The 24,621-nt window shown below is 71.0% G+C and carries 7 protein-coding genes; all 7 read left to right on the forward strand.

Translation table 11 applies throughout. The annotated features are described in order from the left end of the window. Nucleotides 1–34 precede the first annotated feature (34 nt). The 7 genes from OU994_RS03970 to OU994_RS04000 all read left to right on the forward strand — a co-directional run bounded on the left by OU994_RS03970 (nt 35) and on the right by OU994_RS04000 (nt 24,614). A complete protein-coding gene (locus tag OU994_RS03970; protein ID WP_281609702.1) occupies nt 35–736 on the forward strand; it encodes an ABC transporter ATP-binding protein in 702 nt (233 codons plus the stop codon). Further along, nucleotides 733–1,971 (forward strand): ABC transporter permease, encoded by a 1,239-nt coding sequence (locus tag OU994_RS03975; protein ID WP_281609703.1) that lies wholly within the window; start codon nt 733–735, stop codon nt 1,969–1,971. The genes OU994_RS03970 and OU994_RS03975 overlap by 4 nt, the downstream gene beginning before the upstream one ends. After that, nucleotides 1,964–2,722 (forward strand): outer membrane lipoprotein-sorting protein, encoded by a 759-nt coding sequence (locus OU994_RS03980; RefSeq protein WP_281609704.1) that lies wholly within the window; start codon nt 1,964–1,966, stop codon nt 2,720–2,722. The genes OU994_RS03975 and OU994_RS03980 overlap by 8 nt, the downstream gene beginning before the upstream one ends. Nucleotides 2,723–2,843: 121 nt before the next feature. Next, a complete protein-coding gene (locus OU994_RS03985; protein WP_281609705.1) occupies nt 2,844–4,130 on the forward strand; it encodes a hypothetical protein in 1,287 nt (428 codons plus the stop codon). A 34-nt stretch (nt 4,131–4,164) separates the two neighbouring features. Continuing rightward, nucleotides 4,165–15,012, forward strand: coding sequence for a non-ribosomal peptide synthetase/type I polyketide synthase (locus tag OU994_RS03990; protein WP_281609706.1), 10,848 nt, complete (start codon nt 4,165–4,167; stop codon nt 15,010–15,012). Between the two features lie 10 nt (nt 15,013–15,022). Continuing rightward, complete coding sequence (locus OU994_RS03995; RefSeq protein WP_281609707.1) at nt 15,023–19,042, forward strand: amino acid adenylation domain-containing protein; 4,020 nt, start codon at nt 15,023–15,025, stop codon at nt 19,040–19,042. A gap of 19 nt (nt 19,043–19,061) precedes the next feature. Then, nucleotides 19,062–24,614: a type I polyketide synthase gene (locus tag OU994_RS04000; RefSeq protein ID WP_281609708.1), complete on the forward strand. Its 5,553-nt coding sequence runs from the start codon at nt 19,062–19,064 to the stop codon at nt 24,612–24,614. Nucleotides 24,615–24,621: the final 7 nt, after the last annotated feature.

The raw sequence follows: 24,621 nt of genomic DNA on the forward strand, positions 1-24,621 counted from the left end.
GGCCCCGTTTTGCCCTTTTTTCAAGGAGCATCCATTGAACATCGTAGAACTCACCCACGTCGAGAAGGCGTACGGGAAAGACCAGGGCAGGGTTGTTGCGCTGCACAAGCTCAGCCTCCACGTGCAGCCGGGCGAATTCGCCTGCGTCTGGGGCGCCTCGGGCAGCGGCAAGTCCACGCTGCTCAACCTGGTCGGCCTGCTGGACCGTGCCGACCTGGGCACCGTGCGCATCGACGGCACCGATTGCGCCACTCTCGGCGAAACGGCCGCCGCGCAATTCCGCAGTGCCACGATCGGCTTCGTGTTCCAGGGCTTCAACCTGGTGCCGGTACTGAGCGCGCTGGAAAACGTGATGCTGCCCTTGCAGATCGCCGGCGTGCCGGCCGCCGAGGGCAAGGCCCGCGCCCTGCGCATGCTGGCCGACGTGGGCCTCGAACAGCAGGCCCGCAAGCTGCCGGACGAAATGAGCGGCGTCCAGCGCCAGCGCGCTGCGATCGCCCGCGCGCTCGTCAACGACCCGAAGCTGGTGCTGGCCGACGAGCCCACCGCCAACCTCGATTCCGTCACCTCCGAATCCGTGATCGGCCTGATGCGCAGGCTGAACGAGGAAAAGGGCGTCACCTTCGTGTTTTCCACCCACGATGCGCGGCTGCTCGGCTATGCCAGCCGGCGGCTGGAACTGTCCGACGGCCGCATCGTCACCGATACCTGCAACGCCAGCGAAAGGGCCGCATGATGGACATGATCACCCGCTTCAAGCTCGCCGCCCGCAACGCGGCCCGCAACCGCCGGCGCAGCATGGCCACGCTGGCCTCGGTCGTCATCGGCTTCGTCGCCCTGTCGCTGTTCGAGGGCTATTTCGTGTCCGTCTACAGCTCGCTCGAAGACGAGGTCATCGTCGGCGAACGGCTCGGCCACCTCACCGTCGGCAAGCCCGGCCTGTTCGACAAGGGCGCGCAAGATCCGCGCCGGTATGCCTTCACCGACCGCGAACTGGCGCGGGCCACGGCCCGGCTGTCGGCACTGCCCGGCGTCAAGCTGGTCAGCCCGCGCATCACGATGTCGGGCCTGGTCAGCAACGGCGACACCTCGCGCATCTATATCGGCGAGGGCCTGCGCGCCGAGGACATGCTTGCGCTGCGCGGCGAAAAGTATGCGGACCAGCCCGGCAAGCTCGATCCGCAGCGCACCCAGGGCGCCGTGTTCGGCAAGCGGCTGGCCGAGTCGCTGGGCCTGAAAGCGGGCAGCGATGCCACGCTGCTGGGCGCCACGCTGGACGGCATGGTCAACGCGGTCGGCATCGAAATGCTGGAAGCGTCCGCTACCGGCAGCCTGGGCACCGACGACAAGTTCGTGCTGGTGTCGCTGGCCACGGCGCGCCGCCTGATGGCCTTCGAAGGCGCCGAGCGCATCGTGCTGCTGCTGGAAGACGGCAGCGACCTGCCGGCCACCGCCGCCGCCGTGAAGAAGGTGCTGGCCGCCGAAGGCATCCCCGTCGAGGTGCGCGACTGGCGCACGCTGTCGGTCTACTACAACCAGGTGAAAAGCCTGTTCGACATGATGTACCTGTTCATCAGCGTCGTCGTCGCCATCGTCGTGCTCGCCAGCGTGTTCAACACGATGGGCATGACGATCACCGAACGTACCCGCGAGATCGGCACGCTGCGCGCGCTGGGCATGCAGGTGCGCACGCTGGACAGCCTGTTCGTGCTGGAAGGCATGCTGATCGTGGCCATCGGCTGCGGCCTCGGCATCGCCATCACGCTGGCCGCCGGCTTCCTCATCAACGGCGCCGGCATCACCTACATGCCGCCGGACGCGGCCGCCGAAGTGCCGCTGGTCGTCGAGCTCGTCGCCGCCAACCTGGGCGGTTCCCTGTTCACGCTGGTAGTCCTGGCCGCCCTGGCCTCCTACCTGCCCGCCCGGCGCGCGTCGCGCCGCAACATCACCGGAGCACTTTCTCATGTTTAACGCAAAAAACCTGGTGCGGCTGTTGCTGGCGGCCGCCGTGACATTCAAGGCGCAAGCCGCGCCCGTGGCGCCCGACCCCAACAAGCTGCTCGAACAGAGCGACATGGCGCGCGGCGGCGGGCTGAAAGGCGTGCAGCTGAACAGCAGCGTCACCGAGATCCGCGATGGCCAGCCCGGTTCCGAGCTGAAGCTGCAGATCCAGGCCGCCGCCACCGACAGCCTGATCAGCTTTACCGAGCCGCCGCGGGTGCGCGGCAACCGCATGCTGATGCAGGGCCGCAATATGTGGTTCGCCTCGCCGGACGTGCGCAAGCCCGTCGCCATCTCGCCGCGCCAGCGCATGCTGGGCGAAGCGTCGAACGGCGACATCGCCACCACCAACTACAGCCGCGACTACGATGCCACGCTGGTGGGCGAAGGCACCGTCGATGGCCGCTCCGTCTGGGTGCTGGACCTGAAGGCGAAATCGGGCTCGGTGGCCTACGACCGCATCCGCTACTTCATCGACAAGGAAAACGCCCTCGGCATCAAGGCCGAGTACTTCGCCGTGTCCGGCAACGTGCTCAAGACCGCGCGCATCGAATACGACAACCACGTGCGCCATGACGGCCGCACCGTGCGCTTCGTCAGCAGGATGGAAATCGCCGACGCGCTCGAACCGTCGAAGCGCACTATCCTGAAATACTGGGACGTGAAGGTCGACGACATTTCATCGGCCACCCTCAGCCTGGCGAACCTGACGCGGAATTGATGGGCAACTGATTTGCAACTGATTTCCAACTGATGGGCAATCAAGTCCGCGGTTGATCGAGCCCACGATTGATCAAGTCCACGATTGAAGCAGGCCCACCCCACCACCAACGAGGTTCCACATGCGATGTTCTCTGGTAGTGCTGGCCACCCTGGCGGCCGGCGCGGGGGAAGTGTCGGCCCGCGAGCCGGAATTCGGCGCCGACCTGGTGCTGTTCAGCTCCCTGTACGACGTGCGCGGCGACAGCCCCTACAACCCGGACAACCTGCTGGCAGGCATCCCGCGCATGGAGCATGGCGCGCAAGCCCGCCTTCGCTGGCGCCTGGAGGGCAAGTATGGCGTGCTGGCCATCGGCCCGCGCGTGACCTACAGCCGGGCCACCGGCACCAACGCGGCCAGCGGCGACAAGCGGGACACGAAGGCGTATCTGCAGAGTTGGCTGGTGGAAGGGCGCCTCGGCAATGTCGACCTGTTCTACAGCCGCGAGCTGATGCTGTGGGGACCCTCGCAGTTCGCCTCGCCATCGAACCCGTTTTTCACCGAGACCAACCAGGTGAACCCGTTCACGGAACTGCCCTCGCGCGATTTCGCCGGCGCCCGCTGGCGCATCGACGATCGCAACACCGTCGCCCTGGTGCGCAATGTCGACGAAGGCCGCGACCGCGAGTTGCTGCGGCCATTCAAGCCCGAAACGGCGTTGCGGGCCGACCATGTGGGCGATGCGTTCGCCGTCGGCGCCGTGGCCTCGTACCGGGCCGGCCGCAAGCAGTACGGCGCATACGGCCAATGGACCGTCAACGACGCCGTGCTGGTGTATTTCGATGCCGCCACGTTCCGCGGTTCGCGGCGGCTGCTGGCACTGGCACCGGGCGTCGCAAGCAACGGCACGCAGGACTGGCAGCTGGCAACGCGGGCCGACGACCGCAAGCGCCACTTCGACGTGCTTGTCGGCGCTTCCTACACCTTCGAAGGCGGCAGCACCGTGAACCTGGAATACCGCCGCAACACCGAGGGCTACACGGCGGCCGAGCGCGCGGCGCTGGACGCGTTCGCCGTTGCGCAGGCTGGCCGCTTCCGCCGCAGCGATCCCTTCAGCGATCCCTTCACCGCCGGTGCCGCGGCGGGGCAGCTGGGCGCCGTGGTGCAACCGTATGCCCGCACGTTCGGCCGCGACACGGTCTACGCGCAATACGTGAACCGCCGCATCGCCCCGTCCACCAGCCTGGTGGCGCAGCTCAGCTACGGCCTGGGCTCGAAGGACGGCAGCACCACGATCGTGATCTCCCACGACCTGAACGACCGCATCAAGCTCGCCGCCAACCTCACGGTGCCATTCGGCTCCCGGCATGGCGACACCCGCCGCTACCTGGACAGCGTGCTGTTCCTCGGCATGACGGCAAGTTTCTGACATTCGACAAAACAATCAGGGGCAGAAGATGAACATGCATGACGACTTCGCACCGCGCGACCTGGTGGACCTGCTGCGACAGCAGGCGGCCCGGCAGCCGGACTTCCCGGTATTGACCTACCTGCGGGACGGCGAGGAAGCCGCCGCCACCGCCACCTTCGCCCAGCTCGACAGGGAAGCGCGCGCCATCGCCCAGGCGCTGATCGCCAGCACGCAGCCCGGCGACCGGGTGATGCTGCTGTACCTGCCGGGCATGGAATTCACCAGCGCGTATTTCGGCTGCCTGTACGCGGGCCGGATCGCGGTGCCGCTGCCGCCGCCGCGGCCGGCGCGCCTGCAGCAGACGCTGGAAAAGCTGCTGGCCATCGGCGCCTCGGCCGCGCCGCGCGCGGTGCTGACCACGCGCCTGCTGGCGGACAAGGCGGCCGAGTCGTTCGATGCGATGCCGGGCCTGCGCGGCATGGCCTGGATCGCCAGCGAGGAAGTCGACATGGCGGGCGCCGATGCATGGCAAGCCCCGCGCATCGATCCGCAAGACGTGGCCTTCCTGCAGTACACGTCCGGCTCCACCGCGCTGCCGAAAGGCGTGATGCTGACGCACGCCAACCTGCTGGCCAACACCGATTACTTTGCCCGCGGCTGTGCGCACGGCGACGATTCGAGCCTGCTGAACTGGCTGCCGCCGTTCCACGACCTGGGCCTGATCTATGGCCTGCTGACGCCGGTCCGGCTGGCGATCCGCGGCTACATCATGCCGAACGCATCGTTCGTGCAACAACCGTCGCGCTGGGTGCGCGCCATCAGCCGGTACCGCATCACGCACACGATGGGCCCGAACTTCGCCTTCGATCTCGCCATGAAGAGCGTCACGGCCGGCGAGATGGCCGAACTCGACCTGTCGTGCTGGCAGGGTGCCCTCAATGGCGCCGAGCCGGTGCGCATGGAAACCATGCGCGCCTTCACGGAGAAGTTCGCGCCGGCGGGCTTCAGGGCAGGTGTCTTCAACCCCAGCTGGGGCCTGGCCGAAGCCAGCTGCATCGTCACCGGCAGCCACCTGGAGGCGGCCGGCCAGGCACCGCACGGCCTGCACGTGGATACCCGCGCGCTGGAAATGCACCGCGTCGCCATGCGTGCCGAGGGCGGGGCGGGCACCACGTGGCTGGCCTGCAGCGGCTACCCGATCGGCGACACGGAACTGGCGATCGTCGATCCGGCCACCCGCCGGCATTGCGCGGCGGACCGCGTGGGTGAAATCTGGGTGCGCAACGCCGCCGTCGGCGCAGGCTACTGGGAAAATCCGGAACGCACCGAAGACACCTTCGGCGCCGTGCTGGCCGGCGATGATGCGAAAGACAGCCCGCGGCGCTGGATGCGCACCGGCGACCTGGGCTTCCTGCACGAGGGGCAGGTCGTCATTGCCGGCCGCATGAAGGACGTGATCATCATCCGCGGCCGGAATCACTACCCGCAGGATATCGAGCATACCGTCGACAGCGCGCATCCGCTGCTGCGCCCGGCCGGCGCGGCGGCGTTCGCGGTGCCTGTCGATGGCACGGAGCAGTTGTGCGTGGTGGCGGAAACCGACCGCCGTTTCAACGCCGGGCGGGATACCGAGGACGTGCTGACGGCCATCCGCCGCCGCATCGCCGACAGCCACGAGCTGAAGGTGGCCGGTATCGCGCTGATCCGCCAGGGCACGATCCCGAAGACCACCAGCGGCAAGGTACAGCGGCGCGCCACCAGCGCGATGTTCCTGGACGGCACGCTGGAAGAAAAGGCGGCCTGGCGCAGCCCGGCGCTGCTGGCCACGCCCGAAACCGCCGAGACCATGGCCGGCCCCATCCCGGCGAACGCGGCCCGCATCGAGGCGTGGCTGCGCGAACGTGTGGCCGAACTGGCCGGGCTGCCGGTCGAGGCGATCCGCCCCGAGCGCGCGTTTGCCGACTGGGGCCTCGATTCGAACGACGCCGTGCGGCTGTCCGGCGAACTGGAACGGCAGTTCCAGCTGGTCTTGCCCACCACGCTGCTGTTCGATCACCCGACACCGGCGGCGTGCGCCCGGCACCTGGCTGCGCTGGCCACGCCGGCAGTACCCGCGCAAGCGGCCGCCCCGGCGCAGGACGGCGTGGTCGTCGTCGGCATGCACGGCCGCTTCCCCGGCGCGCCGGACCTGGCGTCGTTCTGGCAACTGCTGCGGGAAGGGCGCCAGGCGGTCGGCCTGCCGCCGGCGGCGCGCGGTGCGCTCGGTGCCGCCGGCCAGGCCGGCTGGCTGGACGACATTGACGGCTTCGATGCGCCGTTCTTCCACCTGGCCGCGCACGAAGCGGCGCGCATGGACCCGCGCCAGCGCCTGCTGCTGATGAGCGCCTGGCATGCGCTGGAGGCGGCACGCATCCCGCGCGAGCAGCTGGCCGGCAGCCGCACCGGCGTGTTCGTCGGCATCAGCGGCCAGGAATACGGCCAGCGCGTGCTGGATGAGACGGATGGCGCCCATGCCGCCACGGGCGGTGCCAACAGCATCGTCGCCAACCGGCTGTCGTACTTCCTCGACCTGCGCGGCCCCAGCCTGGCCATCGACACGGCGTGCTCGTCGTCGCTGGTGGCGCTGCACACAGCCTGGCGCAGCCTGCTCGACGGCGACTGCGATACCGCCATCGTGGCCGGCGTCAACCTGCTGCTCGACGAGCGGCTGTCGGCCACGCTGCGCCGCGCCGGCATGCTGTCGCCCAGCGGCGCCTGCCACAGCTTCGACGCGGCGGCCGATGGCTACGTGCGCGGCGAGGGCGTGGTCACCGTCGTGCTGCGCCGCCGTGAAATGGCCGAGGCATACGGCAACCCCATCCTTGCCCGCATCGCCGGCAGCGCCATCAACCAGGATGGCCGCAGCTTCGGGCTGACGGCGCCGAACGGCAACGCCCAGCAGCAGCTGGTGCGCGCCGCGCTCGACGCCGCGGGCATCGCCGGCGCCGCCGTGCAGTACGTGGAAGCGCACGGCACCGGCACGGCGCTGGGCGATCCGATCGAGTGGAACGCGCTGAACGCCGTGGTCGGCGCCGGCCGTGGCGATGGCGGCTTGCCGTGCCTGGTCGGCACCGTCAAGGCCAATATCGGCCACCTGGAAGCGGCCGCCGGCCTGGCCGGCTTCGCCAAGGCGGTGCTGTGCCTGCGGTATCAGCAGGTGCCGCCCGTTGGCGGGCTGGCGCAAGCCAATCCCCGGCTCGATCGCGCCGAAGGCCGGCTGCACCTGGCCGACGGCGAGCCGCTGGCCGTACCGCTGCGCCACGTAGGCGTCACGTCGATGGGCTTCGGCGGCAGCAATGCCCACGTGATCCTGGAGCGCCATGACAGCGTGGCACCTTTGGCCGCGCAGCCATCCGATTGTCTGCCTGATTCACTGGCCGCCACCGTGCTGCCGGTCGGCGCGGAATCGGAAACGGCGCTGGACGCGCTGTGCCGGGCCTATGCGCGGCAGTTGCGCGAAGAACCGGCGGCACTTCAGCGCATTGCCCGCGCCGCCGCGGCAGGCCGCTCCGCGCTGTCGCACCGCGCCGTGGCCATCGGTAGCGACGCGGTGGACATCGCCGCGCAACTGGAAGGCGGCACCCCGCTGCGGGGCGACGTGACGGGCCGCGCGGCGCCGCGCATCGCCTTCGTGTTCGGCGGGCAGGGCGCGCAGCACGCCGCGATGGGCGCGGACCTGTACCGCCACGTGCCGGCCTATCGCGAAGCGTTCGATGCCGCCGCCGCCGCGTTCGCCCGGCACGGGCTGCCGGTCGCGGAGCACCTGTATGGCACCGCACCGCTGGATGACGCCACGCTGGCGCAAACCGCGTTCGCCCAGCCCGCGCTGTTCGCCTGCGAATACGCGCTGGCGTGGACGCTGATGGCCGGCGGCATCCAGCCGGCCGCCGCGTTCGGCCACAGCCTGGGCGAGTACGTCGCCGCCTGCATCGCCGGCGCGCTCGACCTGGACGACGCCGCGCTGCTGGTCGCCACGCGCGCCCGGCTGATGGCCCGCTGCACCGGCGGCGCGATGCAGGCCGTCACCGGCCGTGCCGACCTGCTCGACAGCTGGCTGGCGCGGTTGCCCGAGGGCGTCGAACTGGCGGCCGTCAATGCGCCCGGCGTGGTCACGCTGACCGGCCCGGCCGCGGCACTCGACACCGCCCGTGCCGCCGCGCAGTCGGCCGGCTTCACGGTGCAGGCGCTGCAGGTCGAAACGGCGTTCCACTCGGCGCTGATGGACCCGGTACTGGAGGAATTCGGCCGCGTGGCCGCCGGCATCGGCTACCGCACGCCCGTGATCCCGCTGTACGGCAACCTGCACGGCACCCGGCTGGCGCAGGTCGATGGCGCCTACTGGAGCGGGCACCTGCGCCGCACCGTGCGGTTCGCCGACTGCATGGCCGCCGCCCAGGACGACGGCGCCGACGTGCTGCTGGAAATCGCCCCGCAGGCGGTGCTGGCCGGGCTGCTCCGGCGCGGCGCCTTGCCCGGCACCGAGGTGGTGTCGTGCGTGCCCGGCGAGGCGGCGCGCGGCCTGCTTGCCGCACTGGGCCGCTTGCACTGCATCGGCGCCCGGCCCGACTGGGCGGCACTGCTCGGCACCGACGCCGATCCCGCCATCGCGCTGCCCGCCTACCCGTTCGATCTCGCTCCCCACTGGATTTCCCGTTCCGAGGCACCCGTCATGAATGCACATACCCCCGCCGCTTCCGCTCCTGCTTCAGCTCCCGATACGGCCGGCTGGCTGCGCACCGCGCTGGCCGAACTGCTGCGCTGCCCGCCCGCCGCGCTGGACAGCCGCCGCAGCTTCCTGGAAAGCGGCGCCGATTCGCTGGTGCTGACCGAATTCGGCGGCCGCATCGAGGCGCACTTCGGCGTGCGGGTGGAATTGCCCGCGCTGTTCGAAGGGCTCGATACGATCGAGCGGCTGGCCACGCACCTGGTGCGCCATGCGCCGGTGACGGCCGCGCAAGCCGTGGCGCCGGCCGCGCCAGTTGTGGAGGCAATTCCGGCGGCTGCTCCACTCGCCGCGGCAATGCCGGCGATTGCTCCCCTCGCCGCGGCAATGCCGGCGGCCGGCGGCATCGGCGACCTTGCCCGGCTGTTCGAGCAGCAGCTCGCCACGCTGCGCGATGCGATGGCGCTGCAGGTAGCGCAAGGCGGCGGTAACGGGGGGGCGGCCACACTCTCCACTGCGCAGCCGGCCGGTGTTCAGCCGATCAATATTCAGCCAATCAATACTCAGCCAGCCATGGCTCCGCATGCCGCGGTACAGGCGATCGCTACGCCGCAGCCACCGGCCGCGCCGGCCCTCGACAGCCGCAAGCAGGCCCACATCGACGAACTGGCCCGCGCCTACACCGCGAAGACCGCCGGCTCGCGTGCGTATGCCGAGCAGCACCGCGCCGTGTTCGCCGATTACCGCAGTTCGCTGGGCTTCAAGCGCGCCACCAAGGAAATGATCTATCCGCTGGTGGTCGACCGGGGTGCCGGCAGCCACATCACCGACGTCGACGGCAACGACTATGTCGACCTGACGATGGCCTTCGGCGCCTGCCTGTTCGGCCACAACCCGCCGATGGTGGTCGATGCCTTGCGCCGGCAGCTGGAAGACGGCATCCAGGTGGGCCCGAAATCGCCGTTGTCCGGCCGGGCCGCCGCCCTGGTCGCGCGGCTGACCGGCGCCGAGCGCGTGGCGTTCGCCAACTCCGGCACCGAAGCCGTGATGACGGCGATCCGGCTGGCGCGCGCCGTCACGGGCCGCACCCGCATCATCCGGTTTACCGGCTCCTACCACGGCCATGCCGATGCCACGCTGGCCAGCGCCGGCCGCAACGGCCCCGAAGGCCAGCCCAGCGCGCCCGGCGTGCCGGCGTCCAGCGCACGGGAAGTGGTGATGCTGGAGTGGGGCACCGAGGCATCGCTGCAAAAGATCCGTGAACTCGCACCGGAAGCGGCGGCCATCATCGCCGAGCCGGTGCAAAGCCGCCGCCCGGGCCTGCAGCCGAAGGAATTCCTGCAGGCGCTGCGCGGCATTGCCGACGACACCGGCTGCGCGCTGATGTTCGATGAAATCATCACCGGCTTCCGGCTGCACGCCGGCGGTGCCCAGGCCTGGTATGGCGTGCAGGCCGACATCGCCTCGTACGGCAAGGTGGCCGGCGGCGGCATGCCGATCGGGATCATCGCCGGGCGCGCCCGCTTCATGGATGCGATCGACGGCGGCGCCTGGCGCTATGGCGACGATTCCGCGCCGCGCCAGCCGCACACCTTCTTTGCCGGCACCTTCTCGGGCCACCCGCTGACGATGGCCGCGTGCATCGCCGTGCTGGAGCGCATCGAGGCGGAAGGCGAGGAACTGTATCGCACGCTGAACGGCCGCACGGAGCGGCTGGCCGCAAGGCTGAACGCGCACTACGCCGCCGCCCGATTCCCGATCCGCATCGACCACGCCGGCTCGCTGCTGCGCTTCGTGTTCTTCAACAATTTCAGCGTCGAGTTCCAGCCCGTCGAAGCGAACCTGTTCTTCTATCACATGACCCTGCGCGGCGTGTACATCTGGGAAGGCCATACCTGCTTCCTGACCACCGCGCACGCCGATGCCGACCTGGAACGCATCGTCGCCGCCGCCATCGACAGCGCCAACGCGATGCGGGCCGGCGGCTTCTTCGCGGCGCCGGACGGTGGCGGCATGGTGCCGGATAAAGCACCAGACCAGACCCCGGACAAAGCGCCGGCGGCACCGCACGAGGCCGCGCTGGCGCTGGACGATTTCGCGCTGGCCGCGTTCGCCGACGCGCTCGTCAGGCTGGGCTGGCGCGAGGATGTGGCGGCCGCCGTGGCGCCGGCCCACGGCAGGCTGCTGAACCGCATGCTGGAACACCTGGGCACGGCCCGCGGCGATGCGCTGCGCCGGCTGGCCGCCACGCTGCCGCAGCGCCGCGCCGTGCTCGATGAGCGCCTGCCGCGCACCATCGCCGCGCTGGCCGTTCGCAGCGCGGAAGCGTTGCCGGAGGTGCTGGCCGGCCGGCGCGAGGCGGTCGACGTGCTGTTCCGCGGCGAAGGCTTCGAATGGCTGACGCGCCTGTATGCGGAAGCACCCGGCGCGGCCGCCGCCAACGAACGGCTGGTCCAGGCAGTGCTGGAATGCCAGCGTGGCGCGGGCCGTCCGCTGCGCATCCTGGAAGCGGGCGCCGGCACCGGCACCGTCGCGCGCCAGCTGCTGCCCCGCCTGGGCAGCGGCAGCGAATACTGGTACACCGACATCTCGCCGGCATTCCTGGCCCGTGCCGAACATGAGCTGGCCGACGGCCGCGTCACGTACCGGCGCTTCGACATCACCCGCGCCGCGGCGGCGCAGGACATCCTCGGCACGTTCGACGTGGTCATTGCCGCCAACGTGGTACATGCCACGCCGGACCTGGGTGCCACGCTGGCCAACCTGTCCGCGCTGCTGGCCGATGGCGGCACGCTGCTGCTGCAGGAATGCACCCACCCGCACGCGTGGCTGGACCTCGTGTTCGGCATCACCGAAGGCTGGTGGCAGCGCGCGGATACCGACGTGCGTCCCAGCCACGCGCTGATGCCGCCGGAACGCTGGCACGAGCGCCTGGCCGCCGCCGGGTTCAGGCAGCCGGAAACACTGGCGCTGGCGGCCGGGCAGGCGGTGCTGAGCGCACAGCCGAACCGCGACATGCTGCTGCCGATGTCGGAAGCGCAGCGCCAGATCCTCGTCCACCTGGAGCTGGGCGAACGGATCGCGCCGGCCTACAACGAAGGTGCACTGTTCGCCATCACTGGCGACCTCGATGCCGGCCTGCTGGAGCAGGCATGGGCCGCCGCGGCGGCACGGCACCCGCTGCTGCGCGCCCGGGTGGCCGAAGGGGACACGCAGTTCGTGGTGTCCGCCGATGCGACCGTGGCGCTTCAGCACGTTGCGCTTCAACAGGTGGATTTCTCCATGCTGGGCGACGGTGCGAAGGAGCGTGCCCGCGACTGGATCGCAGTGCGCCAGCGCACGCCGCTCGATCCGCGCCGCGGCCCGCTGGCCGGCGCCTGGCTGCTGCGGCTGCCGTCCGGCGAAGCGTGGCTGTACCTGCTGGCGCACCACCTGGTCATCGACGGCATGTCGTTCGGCCGCCTGGCCGGCGAACTGTGGGCGCTGTACGGCGCGCTGCGGAACGGCGACGCTTCGGGCGCCACGGCGCAGCTGAAACCGGTGCTGCCGGTGGCGGCGGCATGCCGCAAGCTGGACGACATCGATCCGGCCGCCGCCGCGTACTGGCGCGACCGGTTGGCGCAGGTTCCGCCGGCACCCGAGCTGCCCACCGATCGCCCGCTGCCGGCCGTGCAGCGCTTCGAGGCGGGCCGCGTCACGCTGCAACTGCCGGCAGCGATGCTGGACGCCGTGCGCCAGCTGGGCGCGGCCGCCCAGGCCACGCCGTTCATGACCCTCAACGCGGCCTGGCGCCTGCTGCTGGCCCGGCTGGGCGGCGCCGCCCGTTTCGTGATCGGCGTGCCGGTGTCCGTGCATCCGGCCGCGGCGGCCGAGTCATATGTCGGCTTCGGCGTCAACGTGGTGCCCCTGATGGCCGAGGTGGTGGCGGACCAGCCGTTCACCGGCTTCCTGCGTGCCGTGCGCGCCGAAGTGGCCGACGCGCTGTCGCATCGCGCTTTCCCGTTTGCCGACATGGTGCGCACCGCCGGCCTGGAGCGCGATCCGGCCCGGCCCGCCCTCGTGCAGGTGCTATTCAATTGCGAAGCGCACGATGCCTGGCAGGGCGCAGGGGTGGCGACACGGACCCTGGTGCCGCCCGCCACGCACACGAAATACGAACTGACGCTGGATGCGCTGCTGGGCACCGATGGCATCGAACTGGTGCTCACTTATTCGGCGGCCCTGTTCGACGAAGCCACCGCGCTGCGGATGCTGCGCCGCTATGCGGACCTGCTGCAGCGGATCGCCGCCGCGCCGCAACAGCCGCTGGCCGCGTTCGATGCGCTGCTGCCGGAAGAGCGCGAAGCCGTCACGCGGCAGGCACCGGTGGCCATCAACGAAAGCTGCCTGCACCGGCTGGTCGAGGCGCAGGTCGCGCGCGATCCGCAAGCGGTGGCGCTGCGCCACGGCGCCGCGACGATGACGTTCGGCGCGCTCGATGCCCGTGCCAACCGGCTGGCCAACGCGCTGCTGGCGCGCGGCGTGCGGCCGGAAGACCGCGTGGCCGTCTGCCTGCCGCGCACCATGGACCTGCCGGTGGCACTGCTGGCCGTGCTGAAAGCCGGCGCCGCCTATGTGCCGGTCGATCCGGCCTACCCGGCGGCGTACATCGAGACCGTGCTGCGCCTGTCCGGCGCCGCGCTGGTGATCACCGCCGCCGGCACCGGCGAGGTGGCGCTGGGCACGTGCCCGCGCATCGATCTCCACGATGCCGTGCTGGACGCGCAATCGCCAAAGGCACCGCCGGTCGAGGTCTCGCCGCACCAGCTGGCCTACGTGATCTTCACGTCCGGCTCCACCGGCGAACCGAAGGGCGTGGCGATCGAGCACCGCACCGTGTGCACCTTCCTGGACTGGGCGGCCGCCGAGTTCACGGCCGGCGAACGGGCCGGCATGCTGGCGTCGACCTCGGTGTGCTTCGACCTCTCCGTGTTCGAGCTGTTCCTGCCGCTGGCGCATGGCGGCAAGGTGATCCTGGTCGACAACGTGCTGGCGCTGACGCAGGACGGCGACTTCGCTGCGCAGTTTTCAGACGTGACCCTGGTCAACACCGTGCCCAGTGCCGCCGCCGAGCTGGCCCGGCAACAGTGCCTGCCGGCGGCGGTGCGGGTATTGAACCTGGCCGGCGAAGCGCTGCCCCAGGTGCTGGTCGACCAGGTGCGCGCGCTGTGGCCGCATCTCACCGTCTGCAACCTGTACGGCCCTACCGAGGACACCACGTATTCCACGTGGCTGCGCCTGGCGCCGGGCGAGGGCGGCGCCGTGACGATCGGCCGCCCGCTGCCGGGCACCCGGCTGTACCTGCTCGATCCCCATGCCGATGGTGCGCCACAGCCGGTGCCGGCCGGCGCGCAGGGCGAGATCTGCCTGGCCGGCAATGGCCTGGCGCGCGGCTACCTGGGCCGCCCCGGCATGACCGCCGGGCGCTTCCTGCCCGATCCGCTGTCCGGCATCCCCGGCAGCCGCATGTACCGCACGGGCGACCTGGGCCGGCTGCTGCCCGACGGCACCGTGGAATACCTGGGCCGGCGCGACGACCAGCTGAAGATCCGCGGCCACCGCGTGGAACTGGGCGCCATCGACGCGGCGCTGCGCGCCGTGCCGGGCGTCGAGGCCGGCGCCGCCGTGGCGCGCGGCGAACCGGCGCGGCTGGCGGCTTTCTACAGTGCCCCTGCCGGCGTGGACGACCTGGACGACGCCATCCGCGCCGCGCTGGCCGAGCGCCTGCCGCGCTGGATGGTGCCGTCGTCCTTCCACCGGCTGGCCGCGCTGCCGCTGACGCCGAACGGCAAGACCGACCGCCGCGCGCTGGCCGGCCTGGCTGCCGAGGTGCCGGACACTGCCGCCGCCGGGCATCTGCGCGCACCCCGCAACGCCATCGAGGAAGACCTGGTGCAGCGCTTTGCGCGCCACCTCGGCCTGGCGCCGGAAGCGGTCGGCATCGACGGCGATTTCTTCGCGCTGGGCGGCCACTCGCTGCTGGCCACGCGGCTGCTGTTCGACGTGAACGGGCACTGGCAGGCGGGGCTGCGGCTGTCCGACCTGATGACGCGGCCGACCGTGGCCGAACTGTCGCAAACGCTGCTGGCCGCGCTGGCCGAGGGCGTGGGCGACCTGCATGAACTGGTGGCCGAAGTGTCCGCCCATTCCGCGCTGTAAGGAGAAGCACATGGATATCATCGACAAGATCGCCGGCCTGTCCCGCGCCCAGACCGAAGCGCTGCTGGCACGCATGCGCGAACGGCGCGAAGGGGTGGCCCGCGGGCAGGGCGTGCCACGGCTGGAACCCGATCCGGAGCGCCGCCGCAAACCTTTCCCGCTGACCGAAATCCAGCAGGCCTACTGGGTCGGCCGGCAGGGCGGCTTCGCGATGGGCAACGTGTCCGCGCATGGCTACCTGGAAGTCGAGGCACGCGGTGCCGACCTGCAGGGACTGGAGCGCGCGTTCAACCGCGTCATCGCCCGGCACGACATGCTGCGCGCCGTGATGCAGTCGGACGGCAACCAGCGCATCCTGGCCGACGTGCCGTACTACCGCTTCAGGGTGGAAGACCTGTCGGCGCTGCCGGCGGCGGAGCGGGGCGAGCGCCTGGCCGCGCTGCGCGAGGAGCTGTCGCACCAGGTGCTGCCGGCCGACGTGTGGCCGCTGTTCGAGATCCGCGCCAGCCGGCTGCCGGACGGCCTGCTGCGCCTGCACCTGTCGCTCGACGTGCTGATCCTGGATGCGCACAGCTTCGACCTGATCAGCGCCGACTGGCAGTACTACCACGACCACCCGGAAGGCGAACTGGCGCCGCTGGCGTTCTCGTTCGCCGACTACGAAGCGGGGCTGCGGCAGATGGAGGGCACGCCGGCGTTTCAGGAATCGCTGCACTACTGGCGCAACCGGCTGGACGACCTGCCGCCGCCGCCGGAATTCCCGCTGGCGCGCAGCCCCGAATCGATCGCCGCGCCGAAGTTCACGCACCGCAGCCTGCGCCTGCCGCGCGCCGACTGGGAAGCGCTGAAGAAGCGTGCCGGCGCGCTGCGCATCACGCCGGCCGCGCTGCTGCTGTCGATCTATGCCTGCGTGGTGCGGCGCTGGTCGCAGTCGCCGCGGTTCACCCTGAACCTGACCCTGTTCAACCGGCTGCCGTTCCACCCGGACGTCGACCGGCTGGTCGGCGACTTCACCACGGTCACGCTGCTGGCCTTCGACCTGTCCACCCCGCGCGCCTTCGCCGACATCGCGCTGGGCGTGCAGCGGCAGCTGTGGCAGGACCTCGACCACCGCGCCGTCAGCGGCGTGCGCGTGCTGCGCGAACTCACCGAGCGCCGGCGCGGCGCCGGGTCGGTGATGATGCCGGTGGTCTTCACCGGTGCCCTGAACGGGAATGTGAACGGGAATGGCAACGGCCAGGGCGAAGCGGACGTGGCGCCACTGGACTGGCTGGGCCATACCGCCTATGCCGTCACGCAGACGCCGCAAGTATGGCTCGACTGCCAGGCCGGCGAGTACGGCGGCGACTTGGCCATCGACTGGGACAGCGTGGATGAACTGTTCCAGCACGGCTTCGTCGACGCCATGTTCGATGCCTTCAGCGGCCTGCTGCAGCGGCTGGCCCGCGACGGCGCCGCGTGGCAGCATCCGCGGCTCGAACTGGTACCGGCCGCCCAGCAGGCCCTGGTGGCCCGCAGCAACGCCACCGCGGCGCCCGTGCCGGCCGGGCTGCTGCACGAACCGCTGCTGGCGCAATGCCATGCGCGGCCGGACAGCCTGGCGGTGGCCGACGGCGGCCGCACGCTGACCTTCGGCGCGCTGTACCGCGAAGCCAACGCGCTGGCCCATGCGCTGTGCGCCCGCCAGGTACCCACTGGTGCGCTGGTCGCCGTGATGCTGCCGAAGTCGGCCGCCCAGGTGGTGGCCGTGCTGGGCATCCTGGAAGCGGGCACCGCCTACCTGCCGATCGAACCGGGCCTGCCGCAGGAACGTATCGACGAAGTGCTGCGCCTGTCCGGCGCGGCCGCCGTCGTCACCGATGCGGCCACGCTGCGGCACCGCTCCATCGCCGGTTGCCTGGTCATCGAGCTCGATGGGCTGGCGCCGGGCACGCCGCGGCCGCTGCCGGCCCTGCGCGCGCCGGGCGACCTGGCGTACGTGATCTACACGTCCGGCTCGACGGGCACGCCGAAGGGCGTGGCGATCGACCACCGCGGCGCGTTGAATACCTGCGCCGACGTCAACCAGCGGATGGGTGTCGGCGCGAACGACCGCGTGCTGGGCCTGTCCGCGCTCAATTTCGACCTGTCGGTGTGGGACATCTTCGGCGTGCTGGGCGCCGGCGCCGCGCTGGTGCTGCCGGCACCCGGCCAGGCGCGCGAACCGGCGCACTGGGCGGAGATCATGGCGCGCCATGGCGTCACGCTGTGGAACACGGTGCCGGCGCTGCTCGACCTTTACGTCGGCTACCTGCGCGACGTGGCCGAACGGCCGGATACGCGGCTGCGCGTGGCGATGATGAGCGGCGACTGGATCTCGCTGGCATTGCCGGCACAGCTGCGCACCTGGTGCCCGAACGCGGCCATCTACAGCCTGGGCGGCGCCACCGAGGCATCGATCTGGTCGGTCCTGCATCCCGTGGGCGAGGTCGATCCCGCCTGGCGCAGCATCCCGTACGGCAAGCCGATGGCGAACCAGCGCTTCCACGTGCGCGACACGAACCTGGACGATTGCCCGGTCGGCGTGCCCGGCGAACTGTGCATCGGCGGCATCGGCGTGGCGGTCGGCTACTGGAACGATGGCGAACGCACCGCGCAGGCCTTCGTGACCTGTCCGCACAGCGGCGAGCGGCTGTACCGCACCGGCGACCTGGGGCGCTGGCTGCCCGACGGCACGCTGGAAATCCTCGGGCGCCTCGACTTCCAGGTGAAGGTCAACGGCTACCGCGTGGAGCTGGGCGAGATCGAAAGCGCGATGAATGCCTGGCCGGGCGTGCAGACGGCGGTCGCCAGCGTGGGCGCCGGCAAGGCCGGCCAGCTGGTCGGCTATTACCTCCGCGATGACGCGGGCAGCACGGCCAAGCTGCAGGGCGTGCTGTCGCAGCCCGGCCTGCGCCTGCTGGACGGTGCCGGCACGGCGCTCAACGACACGGCGCCGCGGCGTATCGCACGCCGTTCGACGCGGGTCTTCGCTGCCGACGTGGTGCCGCCGGAAGCCCTGGCCCGCCTGCTCGAACCGCTGCGCCAGGGCGGCGAGGATGGCATGCCGCGCTACCGCTATGCATCGGCCGGCGGCCTGTATCCGGTGCAGCTGTACCTGCACATCCGCCGCGTGGCCGGGATCGAACCCGGCATGTACTACTACCACCCGGTGCGCAACGTGCTGCAGCGGCTGCCGGCCGGCGTGGAGCTGGACCTGGAGCTGTACCCGCGCCGCAACCAGCCGATCGTCGCCGCCGCCGCGTTCCAGCTGTTCCTGGTCGGTTCGCGGCAGGCGATCGAACCGCAGTACGGCGCGGCGACACCCACGCTGTGCCTGCTGGAGGCGGGCGCCATCAGCCACCTGCTGGAAGATGCCGCGGCCGCGGCCGGCCTGGGCCTGGTGCAGCTGGGCGGCTTCGATGCCGAACGGGCCGGCGATCCGTTCGCCCTCGGTGCCGATGCGATGTACCTGCACATGCTGGCCGGCGGCCTGCCGGGGCAGCAGGCGGCGGATGCGGATGCGCCGCTGTCGAAGGCCGCGTTCGAGGATGGCCTGCGCGCCCACCTGGCCCGCCGCCTGCCCGAGTACATGGTGCCGCGCCAGTTCGTGCGGCTCGACTCGCTGCCGCTGTCCGCCAACGGCAAGGTGGACCGCAAGGCGCTGCCGGAGCCGGTGGCCAGGCAAGCGCAGGGCCCCGCGCGCGGGAGCGACACCAGCCCGCTGGCCGCGGACATCTGCGCGCTGTGGGCCGACGTGCTCGGCGTCGCGCAGGTGGGCCCGGACGACAACTTCTTCGACCTGGGCGGTACCTCGGTGGACATGATCCGCATCCATACCCGGCTCCAGCCACGCCTGCCGCGCGACGTGAGCCTGCTCGACATGTTCTTCGGCCACCCGACCATCGCCGGCCTGGTTCGGCACGTGGAGGGCGCCGCGATACCGGCCGCAGGGGAAGGCACGACCAACGACAACAACGCACCGCGCGGCCGCCGCCGCCGGGCTCAATGACACCATTCAGGGGAACACCATGAAAGAGAACCAAGTCTCGTCCGGCAAGATCGCGATCATCGGCATCAGCGGCCGCTTCCCGGGCGCGCCCGACGTGGAAAGCTTCTGGAACATGCTGTGCGAAAGCCGCAGCGCACTGCGCCAGTTCACGCCGGAGGAAATCCGCGCGGGCATCGATGCCCACGATTACCTGACCGTGCCCTACGTCGAGCGGCAGGTGGCCGGCGGCGGCTGGGTCGGCGCCGGCTACCACCTGCCGGACGTGGACAAGTTCGATGCCGGCTTCTTCGGCTATTCGCCCAGCGAGGCGGAGCTGATCGATCCACAGCAGCGGCTGTTCCTGGAAGCGTCGTGGGCGGCGATGGAAGATGCCGGCTACGCGCCGGACGGCTACCGCGGCACGGCCGCCGTGTATGCCGGCACCGGGCTGTCGCGCTACTTCCTGAACAATGTGTATTCCAACCGCGAGATCATGTGCGCCTCGGACCGCGACCTGATCGCCGGCATCGGCAACGAACCGGACTACCTCAGCAACCGCGTCGCCTACAAGCTCAATCTCACCGGCCCTTCCGTCACGGTGCAGACTGCGTGCTCCACGTCGCTGGTAGCGATCCACATGGCGTGCCAGGCGCTGCGCGCCGGCGAATGCGACCTGTCGCTGGCCGGCGGATCGATGGCCACCGTGCCGGCCGGCCACGGCTACCACTACACGGAAGGCAGCCTGAACTCGGACGATGGCTGCATCCGCGCCTTCGACGCGGGCGCCAAGGGCACCGTGTTTTCCGAGGGCGGGGTGGGCGTCATCGTGCTGAAGCGCCTGGAAGATGCCGAGGCGGACGACGACAACATCTACGCGGTGATCCGCGGCTCGGCGGTCACCAACGATGGCTCGCACAAGGCCGGCTACACGGCACCCGGTATCGACGGCCAGGTGGAAGCGGTGACGCGGGCGCTGAAGGCGGCCCGCACCAACCCGGACGACATCGGCTACATCGAGGCGCACGGCACGGGCACGTCGCTGGGCGACCCGATCGAGATCACGGCCCTGACGCGCGCCTTCCGCGCCCACACGGACCGCAGCGGCTATTGCGCGATCGGTTCCGTGAAAACCAACGTGGGCCACCTGGCCCCGGCCGCAGGCGTGGCCGGGGTGATCAAGGCGGCGCTGGCCGCGCGTTCCGGCATGCTGCCCCCGAGCCTGCATTACGATACGCCGAACCCGCGCATCGATTTCCCGGCGACGCCGTTCTTCGTCAACGACCGGCTGAACGAATGGCGCACGGCGCCCGGCAGCAAGCGGGTGGCCGCCGTCAGCTCGTTCGGCATCGGCGGCACCAACGCCCACCTGATCCTGGAAGAACCGCCGGTCACCAAGCCCACCGTGTCGGGCGAGAAGCTGCGCATCTTCCCGCTGTCGGCGAAGACGCCCGGCGCGCTGGGCCGCGCCGCCGGCCAGCTGGCCCGCTTCCTCGAGCGCCATCCGGAAACGGACCTGGACGACGTGGCGTTCACGCTGCAGGAGGGGCGCCGCGCATTCGACCAGCGTGGCACCGTGGTGGCGCGCACCGCCGCGGAACTGATCGGCAACCTGGACAAACTGGCAAAAGAGCCGGGCAAGACGCCGGCACTGCCGGCCACCAAGAAACTGGCCTTGCTGTTCACGGGCCAGGGTTCGCAGTACGCCGGCATGGCGCGCGAGCTGCATGCGCAGTTCACGGTCTTCCGCGATACGTTCGATGCCTGCTGCGCCACGCTGGCGCGCCACCTCGACACCGACCTGGCCCGGCTGCTGCTGGCCGGGGCTCCCACGGAGGCGGACAGCGCGCTGCTGCGTGAAACACGCCATGCGCAACCGGCGCTGTTCACCGTGGAATACGCGCTGGCGATGCAGTTGCAGGCCTGGAAGATCGCGCCGGCCGCGCTGCTGGGCCACAGCCTGGGCGAGTACGTGGCCGCCACCGTGGCCGGCGTGTTCAAGCTGGACGACGCGCTGCGCCTGGTGGCGCTGCGCGGCCGACTGATGCACGCGATGCCGGCCGGCGCCATGCTGTCGATCGGGGGCGGCGAGGCCGAGGCGCGTGGCTGCCTGCGTGAAGGCATCGAGCTGGCGGCCGTCAACAGCCCGCGCGCCAGTGTCGTCTCCGGCCCGCTGGCGGCCATCGATGCGCTGGCGGTCGAGCTGGAAGCGGCCGGCACCGGCTGCCGCAGGCTGCAGACGTCGCACGCGTTCCACTCCGCGACGATGCGGCCCATGGCCGGGCAGTTCCGTGCCGCTGTCGCCGCAGCCACGCCGCAGGCGCCGGCGATCCCGGTGGTGTCGAACGTCACCGGCACGTGGCTGACGGCGGCCGAGGCCACCGATCCCGATTACTGGGTGCGCCACCTGCTGTCGCCCGTGCTGTTCCAGGCCGGCGTGGAAACGCTGCTGGCCGATGGCTGCGGCTTCCTCGTCGAAGCCGGGCCGGCGGGCGTGCTCAGTACCTTCGTGCGCCACATGGCCGGAACCGTGGCGGGCAAGCCCGCGGCGGTGGCGGTGCCGCTGATGCGCCATCCGCAGGATGCGCTGCCCGCCGACCGCTTCCTGCTGGCCGCCCTGGGCAACCTGTGGGCGGCGGGCAATGCGCTCGACTATGCCGGCGTCGATGCGTTCAACCTGGGCCGCCGTATCCCGCTGCCCACCTATCCATTCGCGCGCGAACGCCACTGGATGGAACCGCCACTGGCGCCGAGCGGCAGCCTCGATGCCGGCCTGCGCCGCAGCCCCGACATGGGCGAATGGTTCCATGCCGCGTCGTGGCGCCGGCAGCCGTGGCTGGACGCCGTGCCCGCGCTCGCAGGCCGCAATGTGCTGCTGCTGGCCCATGACGATGCCCAGGGCAACGCGCTGGCGGCGGCCCTGCGCGGCGCCGGCGCCACCGTGGCCTGGGCCGAACCGGGGCCCGCATTCGGCGTGCTGGACGACGCGGCGTATTGGGTGCGCCCGGACCAGGCTGCCGACTGGGAAGCGCTGGCGCGGCATGCCGGCAAACCTGATGCGATCGTCCATGCCTGGCTGCTGCCGGCCAGCGGCGGCGACACGGTCGCCAACAGCGGCGCCACCCTGGAACTGGGCTTCCACGCGCTGCTGGCGCTGACGCAGGCGTTCGGCAATGATGCCGGTGACCGGCTGCCGCTGCTGACCGTGGCCAGCGAAGTGTTCGACGTGCAGCCGGGAGAAGCGGTCGACGCCGTGAAGGCCACGATGCTGGGCGCGCACCTGGCGATCGGCTACGAACACCGGTCCATCGCCAGCCGCGTGCTGGACGTGCAGGGCAGGGGACTGGACAGGGAACAGGACAGGGTAGAGGACGTTGGCCGGCTGATGCTCGACGAGCTGGCCCGCCTGCAGGCGGCGCACCATGCGCCGGCCGGCCCTGCGGACCAGTTCGTGGCGGAGCGCCACGGCGCGCGCTGGCTGGCCCATGTCGAGACGATGGCGGTGCCGGAACCGCAGGTGCCGGCCACGCTGGCGGCCGAGGGCACGTACCTCGTCACTGGCGGTATGGGGGGCCTGGGCCTGGAGTTTGCCGACGTGCTGGTGGAGCGCGGTGCACGCCACCTGGTGCTGGTGGGCCGCAACGCGCTGCCGCCGCAGGCCGAATGGAACGCGTGGCAGGCGGCGCATCCCGACGATGCCGCGGGCCACGAGCGTATCCGCCGCCTGCAGCGCATGGCGGCGCGCGGCGCGCAGGTGGTCACCGAGCGGTGCGACATCACCGATCCGGCCGCGGTGCGCGCCATGGTCGGGCGCGTGCAGGGTGCCATGCCACCCGTGCGCGGCGTCGTCCACGCGGCCGGCATCGCTGGTGCCGGCATGATGGCGTTGAAGACCCGCGCCCAGGCCGATGCCGTGCTGGCGCCGAAGGTGCTGGGCGCGCTGGCGGTGGAAGAAGCGCTGGCCGGCCAGCCGCTCGATTTCTTCGTCGTCGTGTCGTCGCTGTTCGGCACGATCGGCGGCATCGGCCAGGCCGACTACGCGGCCGCCAACGCCTTCCTCGATGCGTTTGCCCGCAGCCGCAGCGCGCGCGGCCGGCGCACGCTGTCGCTGGCCTATGGCGGCTGGCGAGAAGTCGGCATGGCCGTCGCCATGGGCCATACGCCTTCCGCCCCGGCGCTGCCGGCCGGCCGCACGCTGGCCCACCCATACCTGTTCAGCCGCGCCGAGGAGGACGCTACGTTGCGGTTCACCGCGCACCTGCGTGCGCAGGACCATTGGGCGTTGCAGGACCACCGCATCCACGGCACCTCCGTGATGCCGGGCACGGCGCTGATCGAGATGGTGCGCGCCGCGTGGACGGAAGCGGCCGGCGGCGAAGGAGCAAACGATGGAGCCTGCACCCTGAGCGACGTGTTCTTCTACCGCCCGCTGTTCGTACCGGCCGACCGGCTGGTCACGGTCGACGTGCTGTTGCAGCGCACCGGCAACGGTTATGCGGTCGAGGTGAAGGAGGGTGACAGCCCCGTCTTGTCCGCCACCGTGTCGGCTGGCGCCGGGGCAGCCGCGCCGAAGGCCGACCTGGCCGCCATTGCCGAGGAATGCCGCGCCGACATGCTGGAATTTCCCGGCGGCGCCGCGGCGATGGTGGGCGAGGATGGCTTCCTGGAACTGGGCCGCCACTGGCAGGTGGTGCGCCGCATCCGCCTGGGCGGACGGCAACTGCTGGGCGAACTGGCGCTGCCGGACGGCGTGGCGGACGACGCCGCGCTGGGCCTGCACCCGGCCTTGCTGGACATGGCCACCGGCCCGATCACCGGCCACCTGCTGGCGCGGCTGGACCTGGGGCTGGAGGACGAATACCTGCCGTTCACCTACGGCGCCCTCGCCGTGCACGGCCGGCTGGGCACGCACCTGTACAGCCACGTGAAGTTCGGCGGCATCTCCGACGACCGCGACGTGATCCGCTTCGACATCGCGCTGTACGCACCGGATGGCACGGTGCTGGCCGAGGTGACCGACTTCCAGCTGCGCCGGGTTCCGGCCGGCGCATTGAAGGCACTACCCGCTGCCGCCGCGCCGGCCGTGGACGATGGCTCGATCTCGCCGCAGGAAGGCCGCGCGCTGTTTGCCCGCGCCCTGGCGCTGAGGCATGGCGGCCACTGGATCGTCAACCCCCACCCGGTCGATGCGCTGCTGCGCAAGCTGCGCGACGAGCGCATCGCACCGGCCGCCGCCCCCGTGGAAAAGAAGAAGGTGGTACGCGAGGATGTGATCGCCGCGCCGCCCACCAATCCCACCGAGGAAGTGCTGGTGGGGATCATCGAAGGCGCGCTGGGCATCACGCCGGTGGGCATCCACGACAACTTCTTCGACCTGGGCATCGATTCCGTGATCGGCATCCAGGTGGTGTCGCACGCCCGCAAGCATGGCGTGTTGCTGAAGCCGAACCAGCTGTTCGAACACCAGACGGTGGCCGAGCTGGCGGCCGTGGCCGAGGCGATCGGGGAAGCGCCCGCACCGCTGGCGCCCGCGCCCGAGCCGGAGCAGGCGGCCGCCGACGATCTGGATGCCGTGCTTCACGCGCTGGCCGACTGACCACGGA

It is taken from the genome of Pseudoduganella sp. SL102, assembly GCF_027856995.1.
Classification (GTDB): domain Bacteria; phylum Pseudomonadota; class Gammaproteobacteria; order Burkholderiales; family Burkholderiaceae_D; genus Rugamonas; species Rugamonas albidiflava.

Bases quoted from the DNA above. Each gene is read 5' to 3' on its own strand.
- OU994_RS03995 (WP_281609707.1), top strand. From the start codon at position 15,023: ATGGATATCATCGACAAGATCGCCGGCCTGTCCCGCGCCCAGACCGAA.
- OU994_RS03985 (WP_281609705.1), top strand. From the start codon at position 2,844: ATGCGATGTTCTCTGGTAGTGCTGGCCACCCTGGCGGCCGGCGCGGGG.
- OU994_RS03980 (WP_281609704.1), top strand. From the start codon at position 1,964: ATGTTTAACGCAAAAAACCTGGTGCGGCTGTTGCTGGCGGCCGCCGTG.
- OU994_RS03990 (WP_281609706.1), top strand. From the start codon at position 4,165: ATGCATGACGACTTCGCACCGCGCGACCTGGTGGACCTGCTGCGACAG.
- OU994_RS03975 (WP_281609703.1), top strand. From the start codon at position 733: ATGATGGACATGATCACCCGCTTCAAGCTCGCCGCCCGCAACGCGGCC.
- OU994_RS04000 (WP_281609708.1), top strand. From the start codon at position 19,062: ATGAAAGAGAACCAAGTCTCGTCCGGCAAGATCGCGATCATCGGCATC.